Source organism: Phocaeicola sp. ICN-14070, assembly GCF_037892625.1.
Taxonomy (GTDB): Bacteria; Bacteroidota; Bacteroidia; order Bacteroidales; family Bacteroidaceae; genus Phocaeicola; species Phocaeicola plebeius.
Genome location: NZ_JBBKBF010000028.1, coordinates 32,768 through 47,932 on the forward strand (window position 1 = coordinate 32,768; position 15,165 = coordinate 47,932).

Here is a 15,165-nt window from a genome sequence, read left to right on the forward strand (position 1 = left end):
CAAAACTATGGAAGAATACACTTTCCTCGCCCCCTTGCTGCTGACTATCGGGGGGCTCATTATCGGAGCAATACTGAAATCATTGCTCAAGCACAGCCGCCTGCCCTACACGGTAGGTCTGTTTGCCATTGGAATCATTTTAGGAGTCATGAACCGTACAGGCGTCTTTCAATCGCTACCGGAACTGCATGATGCGGTCAGTTCCGTCGCCAATATCAATCCCGACCTGATTCTTTATCTTTTCCTGCCCATCCTGATTTTCGATGCAGCCTACGAACTCAACCTGCACATTTTCAAGAAAACATTGGCCAACGCTACCCTGTTGTCGGCACCGGGACTTATCATCTGCATGCTGCTGACGGGCGCCCTCATGATGGGAGTAGCGACCTTCATCCCCGGTTTTGAATCGTGGACATGGGCATTTGCACTGATGTTCGGAGCCTTGATCAGTGCCACCGACCCGGTAGCCGTAGTAGCCCTGCTGCACGAGTTGAAAACCAGCAAACGCTTCTCCACCCTTGTCGATGCAGAATCCCTGCTGAACGATGGTACGGGCATCGTCTGCTTCATGCTTTTCTTCGGAGCATACGCCGCCGGAGAAGCTACTCATGCCTCTCCTGTCATTACGTTTATCCGTGAAGTGGGCCTCAGTACCCTTTTAGGCTTTCTGTTGGCACGGATTGTCATCTGGTTCATCACGCGCATCAACTCGGAAGAGATGGTACAGAACAGTGTTATCATCTTAGCGGCTTACCTCACCTTCATTCTCTCCCAATATTATCTTGGCGTATCGGGAGTGATTGCCCTCGTGGCTTTCGGACTGACCGTCACTTACGTAGGAAAGCCCCGGTTGAAACCCCAAGTGAATACGTTCATGGAACATTTCTGGGAGTTGCTGACCTACATAGCCAATACCCTGATTTTTATCCTGGTAGGAGTAGTCATTGCCGAAAAAGTGGATTTCTCCTGGGGAGCATTAGGCGTGCTGATACTTATCTACATCGCTCTTAACTTTATCCGCTTTGCTATGATTATGCTGCTCTACCCTGTGATGAAACGCTTGGGATACGGACTGACCCGACGCGAATCGGTCATCCTTACCTGGGGAGGATTACGTGGTGCATTGGCCATGATCTTGGCCCTGATGGTATCTTATACCCCGGCTATTCCGGAGGACATCCGCAGCCAGGTATTGTTCTTCACGGCCGGCATCGTTACCCTGACACTCTGCATCAATGCCACCACCATGCGCGCACTGCTGAACCGCTTGGGACTGACTCACGTACCTTCTGCACGCACCATGTTGGCCTATCGTATAGAGAAATCAATACGCGAGAATTCCGAAAAATATCTGGAAGGGTTGAAAAAGAGAGACGCCTTAGAAGGAGCCAACTGGCACAAAGTGGAAAGCTACATGACCGCACAACCGCAGGAGCCGGCCAAAAATCCACAAAACAAAGCCATGCTGCCGGAAATCCGTCTGCGTGTATTGGATAAGGAAAAAGCCATCTGCCGGGAAATCTATGAAGAAGGAGTCATCTCCAAACCCGTATTCCTCCGGCTCATGAACTCGCTGGATGAATTGTATGACCACGACGGAAACTACCCGCTGAACGTTCGTACCTCCATTTTCAAGTTCTGCCAGCGTACAGACCTGCTGAACACACTGCGAAATATTCCTTATCTGCAAAACTGGATGACCTTCTATTTCCGCGAACGCATCACGGTGGTGTACGACTTAGGCCGTGGCTTCATTATTCTTCAGAAAGGAAGTCTGAAACTACTGGAGGACCTGCGTGCATCAGAATGGGTGACCGGCGAACAGGACTCCGTGCTGGACACACTACGGGAAGAGATAAATGACAATATCAATCGCATGAGTGCCTTTATCAATAACCTGGCCGATAATTTCCCCAAAGCATACGGCCATGCACTGACCATCAAGTCCATCCGCATGCTACTGAGCAATGAGCGCCACACTGTAAAACAGCTTATCAGTAACGGTATGCTTTCCGAGAAAGATGCAGAAAGAATCCTGGACGACATTGACGAACGTACGGATGAAATCAATTCATTCAGCCATACTTTCACCGCTTCTTTCTTGCGATGGCTGTTTTTTATTAAGAAAAAGAAAATCTATCGCAATTAAAAAAGGAAGCTGTGCCCTTACAAGGCACAGCTTCCTTTTCCAATATAATCACTGCTCACTTCTCCCTGATATTCTGGATGCCGCTGCAACCATACCACAGCATAAGAGCAAGTAGCAATAGCCTTCAGTCCTTTACATCGTCCATAATCATAAGCTGCCTGTACTAACGCAGAAGCTATGCCTTTCCCTCCAATAGCTTCCGGCACAATCGTGTGTCGGATATCCAGCCCTTCGTCGTGAATTTTATAACTCACATGGGCTCTATGCCCCTCCAGTTCCACATAGAACTCCTGCTGGGACTCATCATGTTTTACTTCCATATCTTTTCTTTTTAGTAAACTGCATACAAGATAGGAAATATTCTTATTTTTACAAAAGAATAAAGCTAAAAATCAATGAAATTTCCGTTCCTTATCATGACTAAAGAATATCAGTTTCCTCCGATTACAAACATCATACAAAAATTATTTTTTCTTTGGAAGTATATTCGCCGAGGGACACTCGTAGTTAGTAATCGGCAATTTCACTTTTTTCAGATCTTTCAATCTGAATTTAGGCATATCTACACCTTTAGGGTACTTCTTACGAGAATAGATACGAAAGTACTCTAAACAAGCATCTTTCCACCACACCGCATCATTCGCTTGAATATCCAGCCGTTTAGCCACCGCCTGAAAACGCTCCTCATCCACATACAGTTTCATCTGGTTCCACACTTTCTGAAATTCACGTACCTTATCAACGCCTTGCTGATATTTATAACACAATTCATCCCAAAGAGTACGTCCAGACTTTAATGAATGATTCCAGTCTACATGATGAAACCACAACAAAAATTCCTCCGGACATAGCTCCAATGAATTGAATACGTGGGCTAAAGAGTCTGGATACTGAGACACCGCATCACTTCCAGAACGGCTCCGGTCAAACCCCAAACCTTTTTTGTCTGCCTGATGATAATACGACGGCAACCAATCTGCACGGGCACCCGGTACCTCACACCAGGGTTCTGGTCCGTAATGATGACTCCAGGCAAAAATATGATGTAATCCTAACGGCATCATGTAATCTACCACCGCCTCCCGACTATCCATCATTACTTGCGTCATGGGCTCTACGAACTTAGGGTCGGACGTAAAAGTCTGTGCCAGCCACTCTTTAGCTATTTCTTCAGAAGAAAGCGAAGGATTCCATGCCAGCCGGCCATACGCATACCAGTTAGCCTGTGCAAAATCATGTCCGCACCAGTTGGTATCATCACCTATATTGGCCACTCCAGCCACCCCTTTTAAAGAAGCAGGAGACACATACCGATAAAACTCCTTCCACATAGTAGCCAGGTAAGCCAGGTGATTGGAATGCCCTAAGTATTCCTGTGTAACCTGAAATTCAGCCATCAACGGGGTGTGGGGCATCGCACCAAACAACGGACTGTAAGGTTCTCTCGGCTGGAAGTCAATCGGACCGTTTTTCACCTGCACAATCACATTATCTAAAAACTTTCCATCCAAAGGTTTAAACTCCAGATAAGCCTGTTTGGCTCTGTCGGCATCCGACGGACTGTACACAAACGCACGCCACATCACGATTCCTCCGTAGGGTTTCAGGGCCCTTGCCATCATATTCGCTCCTTCGGCATGCGTACGCCCGTAATCGCACGGACCAGGCTGTCCTTCTGAATTAGCCTTGACCAGAAAACCTCCAAAATCAGGAATAAGACTGTAAATCTCATGTACCTTCTTTTTCCACCACTCAACGACCTCCTCATTCAACGGATCGGCTGTAGACAATCCTCCCAACTGCATGGGAGAAGCGAAGTTGACCGAAAGATAGACTTTTATTCCATACGGCCGAAAAATATCCGCAAGCACGCGTATCTTTTCAAGGTATTCGCTGGAAAGTATTTTAACCGAAGCGTTGACATTGTTAAGCACTGTCCCGTTGATACCAACCGAAGCATTGGCCCGGGCATACTCCTGATAACGTGCCGACATAGTATCTGAAAGTTCGTCCCACTGCCACAAGGACTTACCGGCGTATCCACGCTCTATCGTACCATCCAGATTATCCCAATGATTCAGTACACGTACATCGAAGGCTGGTTTTTCTGCAAGATCCAGACGGGTACAATCTGCCCCTTCTGCCTGCAAGCGTAAAAGATGATAGGCCGCATAAAGCAAACCCTGTTCAGTAGTAGAGCCAAGTACTATCTTTTCATCGGAAGTACGTATGGTGTACCCTTCCTTCCCCAGCTTGTGATGAACTTCATCAGCAAACAGTTGTAGTTCAACCGCCTTTCCACGCCATAAAGAGGCCAGTTCCTCACGAGCTATGGTAATGGTAGGAGAAGAAATTGAACAACAGACAGACGCCTTTTCACAAGACGCCTGTCGCAACCAGAGTTTACTTCCATCTTCCGCAAATAAGGTCAGTCCGAAAGACAAAAGACATATACCCAACAAGTACTTTTTATTCATCCGCACTTCCTTTTATGGTCTGAATCTTACCCTCTTCATCGTATTCCAATTCAACCACTTTTAAACTGCGAAGCCAGGTCTTTCCACCTGAAGGAACACAATCATGATGGAAAAGATACCACTTTCCTTTATATTCTGCAATAGAGTGATGGGTAGTCCATCCTACTACCGGAGTCAGAATTACTCCCTGATATGTAAACGGTCCATAAGGATTGTCGCCTACCGCATAACACAACAGATGGGTATCGCCCGTAGAATAAGAGAAATAATATTTACCTTTATATTTATGCATCCACGAAGCCTCAAAGAAACGATGCGGATCGCCTGCAAACAAAGGTTTGCCATCTTCTCCCAATACGATGACCGGACGGGGTTCTTCTGCAAATTCCAACATATTATCCGATAATTTTACCACACGACTGGGCAAAGCCGGTTCATTATCAGCTGGGAGACAAGGACTTTCAATGGCTTTGTTATCACGGTAACGCTGCAACTGTCCTCCCCAGATTCCGCCAAAATACATGTAATAGCTTCCATCATCATCGCGGAAAACTGCCGCATCAATACTGTAGCTTCCACGAATAGGATCGGGCTGAGGAATAAACGGACCTTCAGGTTTATCGCTAATGGCTACCCCCATACGGAAAATATCATTCCGGTCTTTCAACGGAAAATACAAGTAATATTTTCCATCCTTACAAGCAATGTCACAGTCCCAGAGCTGGCGTCCGGCCCAAGGTATATCAGCAACCTTCAAAGCTACTCCATGATCGACAATTTCACCCTGCATCACGTCATCCGTTGACAATACATGGTAATCATTCATATCAAAATGGTCACCGTTGTCATTTTCAGGAATACCTGATTCACGGTCGTGTGAAGGATAAATATACAAACGTCCGTTAAATACATGTACTGATGGATCTGCCATATAGTCGGCAGGAAACAAATATCTTTCTTCCTTTTTCATTTTTATATTGATTTACGAGACTCTGTCTCCTGTTAAACGTTATTTCTGTGCAATAGCTGTCGTATCCGACTGCTTATCTATCATTTTCTGTATAAACTCCTTAGGCTGATAGTTTCGGTCAAAAAGCAAAGGATAGTCTCTTCTTCCACGAATCGGGAAATCGTTTTTCCATGAATTTCCGTCTGTAACTCCCCATGCCGTTACACGCGTCACAATATCGGCATGCTTTTCAAAAAGCTGGAAGAACTGCTGCATTCTTTTATTCCATGCCTGGCTGACAGAGTCAGAAAGTTCCTTCGGATAAGGATTCAATGTTTTCTTAAACGCAAGCGTATCCGAAATGTTGGCACTGCGAAGTGCAGTAGGCAGCGCACTCATATCCCATTCTGTAATCATCACCTTGACACCAGCAGAAGCAAAAGCAAGCATACTTTCTTCAAATTTCTGAATGTCGGGGTAATCCATTCCCATGTGTCCTTGCATGCCTACAGCATCAATACGCAATCCTTTTTCCTTCAATGAACGGACAAGCTTCACAACTCCTTCCCGACGACCCTGCACGTCCATACCATAATCATTATAATAAAGTTCGGCATCCGGGTCAGCCTCGTGCGCATACTGGAAGGCCAGTGGAATAAACTCTTCTCCCAAGATTTCATAAAATTTACTTTTGCGATAAGAGCCGTCTTCCACAATAGCTTCATTCACCACATCCCAGCCTTTTACCTTTCCTTTGTATCGTCCTACAACGGTCTGGATATGCGTTTTCATACGCTGTTTCAACTTTTCAGGAGAAACATTCTGACCCTTTTCATCTACGCAGAACCAGTCCGGAAGCTGAGAATGCCAAATCAAGCAATGTCCTATCACCGTCATTCCATTATCTATTCCGAACTGCACAAAGCGGTCGGCATCCTCAAAATGGAACTCTCCCTCTTTAGGCTGAATTTCTCCGCATTTCATACAGTTCTCTGCCACAATGGAATTGAAATGCTGCTTCACAATCTTCACTGCTGAAGTATCAACACCAGATGACTGACGTACATTCAGCGCTACCCCCATTAAAAACTTGTCTCCTACAACCTCTTTCAAAGATTTCTCTGATACAACCGTATCAGAAACCTTACTCCCGCACCCCATAATAAACAGGCTGCACAGCATCCATGATGCAATGTGTTTGTTCCTCATATAGCTTTTTCTTAATTAATAGTCACTCTTACTTCTTCGAGCAGTTAATTCTGCCTGCATTTTCTCATTGTATTCTTTACTGATAGGATAGAAACATAATGCCACCACACCAACAAAAAAGAATGCGGCTGGAATCAGACTTGATGAAAGAATGATGCCATGAACAGCTGTATCACTTTGAGCTATATCCACTCCAGAAACATAACCAAATCCCGACAGCAAGAAGCCCAATACAGCTCCTCCAATACCTAATCCGGCTTTCAGGGCAAACACCACTCCTGAAAAGATAAATCCCGTAGCACGACGGTAATTGATATATTCCGAATGGTCGGCCACATCGGCAATCATAGCCCAAAGCAAAGGAACTGTAGGTGCATAGGCCAAGCTTTTCAAGAAGTTCAATACGAACATCATTTCAATATCGTATTTTGAAGGGAAATAGAACAAAGCCGTGAAAATAGCCGTCAGCGCAAGACATACAATAAACGTACGCTTCTTGCCATATTTGTTGGCTAAAAATTCTGATAAACAAATTACGCCGAAAAACTGAACCAAGGCTCCCACCATATTGAATACGCCAAAGCCCACTTCGTATGCTTTGTCCGGAGAAGTTACAATCAACCCGAAAGCATCAAGTATATGATACCCGACTGAAGTTCCACCGTCAGTGGCTACCAACCCGATATTATCCAGGAAAGTAAACAAAGCTGCCTTATCCACATAGTTTTCAAAATAATAGTTCATGGCACTTCCCCACATAGCCAGTGTGATGAACACAAAAAGAGTCAAGACAAACATGGCACGCCAGGGCACACTGCTTAATACATCTTTTATATCCTGACGGGTATCATTTTTCTGATTGGCAGGCGGAGTAATACGTTCTTTTGCCGAGAAAAATACAATTACCAAAAACAAGAAACCAACGGCAGCAAACAAGGATATGGTACAGAGCCAGCCATGTGCCTTGTCACTACCTTCCGAAAACTTGCTGACCAACGGTAAGGTAAGCCCTTGTACCACAAACTGTGCAATCGTAGAAAAGACGAAACGCACAGAGGTAATACTGGTACGTTCTTTAATATCTGACGACATGACTCCTCCCAATGAAGAATAAGGTGTATTATTAAAAGAATACATCGTCATCAGCAAGGTGTATGAAATTGTAGCATACAATGCTACCAGTCCTTTTTCTTCAATACCCGGATTGTAAAAGGCCAATACATAGAACACCATGAAAGGAAGTGCTGTCCATAATACCCATGGACGATATTTTCCCCATTTCGTCTGAGTCCGGTCAGACAAAATACCGACAGTGGGATCTACAAACGCATCCACAATACGTGCTACCAACATGACGGTTCCTGCAATTGCTCCTTCCAGCCCAAACACATCCGTATAGAATTTGGTCTGGTAAATCATCATCATCTGGAATACCAGATTTGCGGAACAGTCTCCTAATCCATAGCCCACCTTTTCGGCCATGGATACTTTCTGATTCTGAATCTTACTCATATCTGTTTATTATTTTTCATTCTGTATTACTGCTTCCACCAGACGGGTAGCTGCTGTTTTTTTATCCAAAGGATGAATGTCATTCCATTCTCCCGTATCACTGTTCTTTATCAGTGTAACGTGTGCATTCTCACGGGCAGTTTTCGCCTGCTGTTTTCTCAACTCAGCCCATGCTGCTCTTCCCGGATCATCCGATGCCAGGAAATCAGCTAATTCAATGATATAGAAAGGAAGAGTTTCATCTTTGAAAAGTGTTCTCCAGTCGGCTATCAATGCACTGAGCAAAGACGAATATTCGCTCCAACGGCCCACATTTGACTCTCCCTGATACCACACCACTCCTTTGAACGTATAATGACATAATGGATAAATCATACCATTATACAAGCCAACAGGAGTGTAATGAAAGGCTGTAGAAGAAGGAGAAGGGGGCATCACCGTACCTATTTTGTGCTTCCATCCCCCTTCCAGATTTACTTCTTTCCCGTCACAAATCAACTTATAAGGCTTTTCCTTTACAAAAGAAGGACGCCCTCCATAACTAAACAACCGTACAGTAAGTTGATTTTTTCCCTTCTTCAGCAACTTGGAAGGTACTTTATAAATACGAGGAGGATACTGATAGGAAACAGTGCCGACGAAATGTCCGTTTACAAACACAGAGTCTGCATCCACAATGCACCCTAAACGTAAAACGGCTTCTTTTCCACTCCAGTCCTCTGGTACAAAAAAGTCCTTCCTGAACCAATGAACTCCGTTCAAAGGACGGCCATTACGAATGGCCCAGTTATCTGAAAACATATCTACCTTTTCCCAATCCGAATCATCATAATCCTCCGCATACCAGGGTGTCACACCATGAAGTCCTGCATCAGACTTATACAATACTTTATTCCATGCCTGTTGATGCAGCCTTTCAGTTTCTGTTATCCGAGAAACTAATTTTGTATCCTCATACAAGGCCTTCTGATGTACATACTCCGGAAAGTTTTGCAATCCTTTTTCACTAACCCAAGCTTCCACCGGAGTTCCTCCCCAACTTGCATTAATAATACCTACCGGCACATTAGTCTTTTCTTCCAGCAACCGGGAAAAGAAATAACATATCGCAGAAAAATCTTTTACATTTTCGGTCGTCATCGGACGCCAGGTTACAGGACGAATATCTTCTTTCTGTTGAGAAAAATCATACGAATAAGGAACTTTCACATATCGAACAGAGGTATTTTCATATCCTTCTATCTCGTCTGCATATTTATCCATTACTCGATTAACCGGAAGTTCCATATTAGACTGACCTGAACATAAAAAGACATCTCCTACGAGAATATCATTTAAAACAATGTCGTTAATTGTCATAGAGTAAGGTCCTCCGGCTTTCATAGCAGGCAGTGTTACAGCCCATTTCCCATTCTCATCCGCCGTTACCTTATATTGCCTCTTCTGAAACTTTACACAAACCTTCTCAGACGGATCAGCCTTACCCCATATTGTTAACGGAGCATTTCGCTGCAACACCATACCGTCTGATACCAGCACCGGTAAAACCACCTTTGCAAAAGCTCCAAAATCACAAGAAGCAAGCAAGGCTAAGCCTAATAAAAAACGTTTAATAATAAAATGTGTTTTCATATACTTTTCATTGTATTTTTCATTGATTTTTCACTGTAACAAAAATAGGGAAAGGTTATTAATACGTATGTCCGACAGGATACCAAGCTTACATCTATGGTTACATTTCATTTTCTATTGTAACAAAAAGCATATGTATATGTTACACCATCTCTACAATAAGGGTATTAACGTCCACATACACTGCTTATTTTAAGCACCGCCCTATACCAGAAACTCTATAAAAAGTATCTATTTAATTCCTTTACTTTTCATTGAGAAATGAAAAAAAAGAATTTACTTTGCATCACTAACAATACGTACATTTCAACAAACTTATCCATTAGGGAAATAACCAAGTGTAAACTTATGATACAGATAATGAAAAACAAAACTTTTATTTTAATCATCTTTCTGTGTTTTCTACCTCTTTTTTGTAAAGGACAGTTTTGTAAGTTATATTCAACTCATGGAGATATATCCAGCAGTATGATTAACCATATATACCAAGATTCCAAAGGATATATATGGGTGTCTACAGAAGATGGATTAAACAAATACGATGGCGCCAAATTTGTTAATTACAAAAATCATTTCAATGATTCTACTTCATTACTTGGGAATCATGTATACAGAACATTTCAGGACGCCAAAGGCAATTTGTACGTACTTTCAATCAAAGGACTTCAGATTTACAATTATAAATCAGATTCTTTCATTACAATTAATAAATCCAACTCAAGTTATGAATACAACAATAAAAGTATTGCACAGCTCAGCGACGGCAGCATATTAATAGGAACAAGTGGGTATGGCATCAAAGAACTATCTTTTAACGATAGTGGAAATTTTCAAGTTAAAGATTGGAATACATCTTTAATTGGACATACTATCAATGATATCATGGAAGACCATAAGGGGAATATATGGATTTGTACGGAATACCATGGAGTGGTCAGAATTGACAAAAATAAAAAAATTCATCACTATACTCTTGGAAAGCCTTATGGAAATCAATTTATCAATTGTTGTACAGAAGACTCAAATGGCAATATATATGCAGGAACCAGCGGACGAGGAGTATTTATATACAATCAAGAAGATGACACCTTTCATCAAATATTTCATTCCAGTTTCCCCATTAAAGTATTTAAGCAGAATAATAATCTCATGCTGATTGGTATTGATGGAGAAGGAATTGTAGCTTATGACATTTCAAAAAAATCCATAGCCAACACGGATTTTTACATAGACAACATAAACATCAAGAAAAGCAAAGTACATTCTTTGCTGACAGACAGCAGCAATAATCTTTGGATTGGTATCTACCAGAAAGGAGTAGCATTTATTCCTTCACAAGCGAATATGTTTAACTACATCGGAAACTTCTCATCTATCCGAAATTACATAGGAAGCAATTGTATTACAGCTTTGTGCGAAACCACAGATAAGGGTAAACTAATTGTAGGTACAGACAATGATGGTATTTATTTATTAGACAAAAACTACAACTTTATTCAACATCTAACTCAAGATAAAAACCCGGATGTTCCTCCTACCGTCATGTGCCTTTTTGAAGACTCCAATAAAAAGGTATGGATAGGTTCATACCTTAGTGGAATATCTTTATTCGATTCGCAAACAAACAAACTTTCAAAAACTTCACTGCGAAATAATGAAGGGAATGAAATAACAAAAGTATATAGATTCGTAGAAGACCCTCATAAAAGATTGTGGATAGGCACAATGGGAACAGGGCTTTATTATGTAGATTTACCAGCTTCATCGGCTTCTTATAGTGACCTGAAAGTACATCAGGCTCTATCAGAGAAAGAAATCAATCAATGGATTAATACTTTATTGTATATTCCAAACGGACGATTGTATATAGGTACTTATGATGGTATTAAATGCATAGATACTGAGAAACTCAAAGTCGTAGGTAAGGAAAAAGTGCTCATAGGCTTAAGTATAAATACCATTGCACAAGGGCCAGACGACCATATATGGGCAGGAACCCCGGAAGGAATTTATGTAATGGATTATAATTTGAATATAATTGAGAAATTTACAACTCACAATGGACTCCCCAATAATCTGATCTCATCAATCATTGTGGATAAAAACAAGGATATATGGGTAAGTACAAGTCAGGGAATTGCCAAATATAATTCACACAACAAATCGTTTATTCCTTTCTTTGCATCAGACGGATTATACAATAATGAATTTTCAAGAAATGCCTATTGCATATCTCCCGACGGAAAAATTCTGTTTGGAGGAACCAATGGTATTGTCTTTTTTAACCCGAATGACATCGAAACACAGAAGTTTCAAAGCAATATAAGAATTACCGGTTTCTATCTGCATGATAAAGCAGTCAACGAAATGACTCAATCCGGAAGTTATCATGTGATAGATAATGATATATTTCATACCAAAGAAATCAATCTGTCCCACTATGACAATTCGTTTTATATAGAATTTGCTACAGACAATTTCATTTCCCCACAAAACTATTTATATTCCATGAATAATGGAACATGGAACTCTTTGCCCAAAGGAAGCTCCCGTGTTTCCTTCAGTAATCTTCCTGTAGGAAAATACGAATTTAAAGTAAAAGCAATCAATGGCACTTCTGAATCTAAAATAAAGACAATAGTCATTAATATACATCCTGCATGGTACAACTCCAGTCTGGCATGGGTTATCTATATCTTAATCATCATTAGTATAATAGCCATCTTTATACATCAGGCTAAAGAAAAATACAGAGTAAGACAGGAGATGCTAAAGCACAAACACTTGGAAGAGATTAATGAAAGTAAATTACAGTTCTTCATTAATATTTCTCACGAAATCAGAACTCCGATGTCTTTAATTATCAGCCCATTACAGAAATTAATATCTACAGATAATGACAGCGAAAGACAAAAAAGCTATTCATTGATAGAACGTAATGCGCAAAGAATTCTAAACCTGATCAACCAATTAATGGACATCAGAAAGATAGATAAGAACCAAATGAAGCTAAGTTTCACAGAAGTGGATTTAATCAGCTTTATCAATGACATAAAAAATACATTTGCATATCAAGCAGCTGCTAAAGGAGCTAAATTAAACATTATAACCCAAATGGAGAGCCTGAAAGTTTGGCTGGATCCTAATAACTTTGACAAAGTAATCTTTAATTTACTCTCAAACTCCTTCAAACATATCCAGAATGAAGGAGAAATCAACATATATATCAACTCCGTCAATAACTCTTCAAATGTTTATCCATTGAATAACTATGCAGAAATCATTATTGAAGACAATGGAACCGGCATAAAGGAAAGTGAGATGGAACGTATTTTTGAAAGATTCTATCAAATAAGCGATGACCGGTCACGAAGCAAAGGAACCGGAATCGGACTTCATCTATCTATGTCGCTCATAAAGATGCATCATGGTACTATCACGGTCAAGAACAATGAAAACAAGTCCGGATGTAGTTTTACCATCCATATTCCATTGGGATGTAGCCATCTGTCAACCGAAGAACTTTATCAGAATAGTAATAAGAATATTTCAGAGCAACCATCCATTGAAGATCAGCCTCTACAACATATTCCGGCTTCTATTGAAGAAAACGAAAATAGCGAAGACGGCACTAAAAAAGTAATCAGGAAAAAGCATTCTATATTAATTGTAGAAGATGAAGATGAGATACGAAATTATCTGCTCACTGAATTAGGAAGTCATTTCCGTGTGTTAAGTTGTAGCAACGGGAAGGAAGCACTCGACCTTATTATGCACCACATGCCTGATTTGGTTCTAAGTGACATCATGATGCCGGAAGTAAACGGTATCACGTTGCTTCGTAAATTAAAGCAGAATATCAAAACCAATCATATCCCGGTAATCCTTCTTACCGCCAAAAACAGTGAAAAGGATTATATCGAAGGACTTTCCCTAGGGGCAGACGCCTATATAGCCAAACCTTTCAACCTGGATATTTTAATAACAACTATTGAAAACCTGATTAAAAACAGAGAAATATTACGCAATAACTTTAGCGGAAAACAAGAACAAAACAACAATATTGAAGTGGCACAACCTCAGTCTGCAGATGAAAAGCTGATGCAAAAGGTTCTAAAAGTAATCAATAAGAACCTGAATAATCCAGATTTAAATGCAGAAATGATTGCAGCCGAAGTGGGTATAAGTCGTGTACACCTATACAGAAAACTAAAAGAACTGACCAACCAGTCTACCCGGGATTTTATCAGGAATATCAGACTGAAACAAGCAGAAATCCTGCTGAAATCTGAGAAGAATTACAGTATGTCTGAAATAGCCCAACTGGTAGGTTTCAACAATACAACTTACTTCTCCAATGCATTCAAAGAATTGTACGGAGTATCCCCCAGTAAATATACGGAACGCTGTAAAGAAAAAGAAGAGGAGAAGAAAGATGAATAAAAAGAGAGGAGATAGACGGGGTTGACCGAGTCTATCTCCTCTCTTCGTATAATACCCTATTACTTACTCTTTTTCAAAAGTTCAAGCCTGGTAAGGGCATATCTCTTGCCAAGTTCTCTATAGCCAGCTGCACTAAAATGCAATCGATCGGATACGGCCTCACATCCTTCAGAAGAAACCACATGTACTACAGGAATCGTTTCAGGTAATTTCTGAATCACCGGATTCATCGATGCACAAGCTCCCCCTTGCCCTTCAGAAACAAGCTCACCAACTAAAAGAGGCAATGAGTTAGGCTGCAAACCAAGGTCTGAAAGAATATTATCGTATACTTTTTTTACCTTCATCGGCCAATCCGGATCTCCGGTATTGGATTCTCCTTGATGAAGAAGTATACCTTTTATAACTCCACACCGAGAAGCTTGTTTAGCAAGCTCGATTAATCTGGCATAAGGATTTCCATCATACTCAGCGACCATATTTTTTAACCAATCTGGAGATCCGGCCACATACGAAGCATAATTATCCTTATCAAATAATTCTATTCTACATCCTCCCACAGCCACATTAATAACACCTATTTCTACATCAGCTGGAAGGCTATCTGCCAATGTTCGTCCAAAATAGTCTGCTGGAGTTAAACCCGTTCCACATCTTGCCAAAGGAGGAACAGCAGTGTACCACTTACCTTTTTCCCGTCCTAAATCCGGGCAATCTACAGCTTGAAGCACCTTGAAACGCGGAGTTACATTCACCGTATCACACGCTTCTATTTTTGCATTTCCCTCCATATT

The 15,165-nt window shown here is 41.3% G+C and carries 8 protein-coding genes and 1 pseudogene; 2 read left to right on the plus strand and 7 right to left on the minus strand.

The genetic code is table 11. The annotated features are described in order from the left end of the window. Positions 1-7: 7 nt before the first annotated feature. On the plus strand, positions 8-2,149 hold the full coding sequence (locus WKT20_RS09350) for a cation:proton antiporter (protein ID WP_278454410.1): 2,142 nt from the start codon (positions 8-10) through the stop codon (positions 2,147-2,149). A 17-nt stretch (positions 2,150-2,166) separates the two neighbouring features. Here the strand turns inward: WKT20_RS09350 and WKT20_RS09355 are convergent, their stop codons facing one another. The 6 genes from WKT20_RS09355 to WKT20_RS09380 all read right to left on the minus strand — a co-directional run bounded on the left by WKT20_RS09355 (position 2,167) and on the right by WKT20_RS09380 (position 9,928). Beyond that, on the minus strand, positions 2,167-2,469 hold the full coding sequence (locus tag WKT20_RS09355; protein ID WP_340417268.1) for a GNAT family N-acetyltransferase: 303 nt from the start codon (positions 2,467-2,469) through the stop codon (positions 2,167-2,169). 144 nt (positions 2,470-2,613) lie between these two features. Further along, the gene (locus tag WKT20_RS09360) at positions 2,614-4,626 is read right to left on the minus strand and encodes an alpha-glucuronidase (protein WP_340417269.1); all 2,013 of its coding nucleotides are present in this window, start codon (positions 4,624-4,626) and stop codon (positions 2,614-2,616) included. Continuing rightward, the gene (locus WKT20_RS09365) at positions 4,619-5,596 is read right to left on the minus strand and encodes a glycoside hydrolase family 43 protein (RefSeq protein WP_118244341.1); all 978 of its coding nucleotides are present in this window, start codon (positions 5,594-5,596) and stop codon (positions 4,619-4,621) included. The genes WKT20_RS09360 and WKT20_RS09365 overlap by 8 nt, the downstream gene beginning before the upstream one ends. 39 nt (positions 5,597-5,635) lie before the next feature. Next, positions 5,636-6,784 carry an endo-1,4-beta-xylanase gene (locus WKT20_RS09370; RefSeq protein WP_418944810.1) on the minus strand — a complete coding sequence of 383 codons (1,149 nt, stop codon included), beginning with the start codon at positions 6,782-6,784 and terminating at the stop codon, positions 5,636-5,638. 15 nt (positions 6,785-6,799) lie between these two features. Further along, a complete protein-coding gene (locus WKT20_RS09375; RefSeq protein ID WP_117700498.1) occupies positions 6,800-8,296 on the minus strand; it encodes an MFS transporter in 1,497 nt (498 codons plus the stop codon). 9 nt (positions 8,297-8,305) lie between these two features. Then, a complete protein-coding gene (locus WKT20_RS09380; protein WP_340417270.1) occupies positions 8,306-9,928 on the minus strand; it encodes a sialate O-acetylesterase in 1,623 nt (540 codons plus the stop codon). A 360-nt stretch (positions 9,929-10,288) separates the two neighbouring features. Between WKT20_RS09380 and WKT20_RS09385 the strand changes: the two genes are divergently transcribed. Next, entirely contained in the window at positions 10,289-14,371 is a 4,083-nt protein-coding gene (locus tag WKT20_RS09385; protein WP_340417273.1) for a hybrid sensor histidine kinase/response regulator transcription factor, read from the plus strand. A gap of 68 nt (positions 14,372-14,439) precedes the next feature. On the opposite strand, the pseudogene WKT20_RS09390 reads toward WKT20_RS09385, so the two are convergent. Further along, positions 14,440-15,165 (minus strand): annotated as a pseudogene (locus WKT20_RS09390) (sialate O-acetylesterase); the annotation flags it as partial.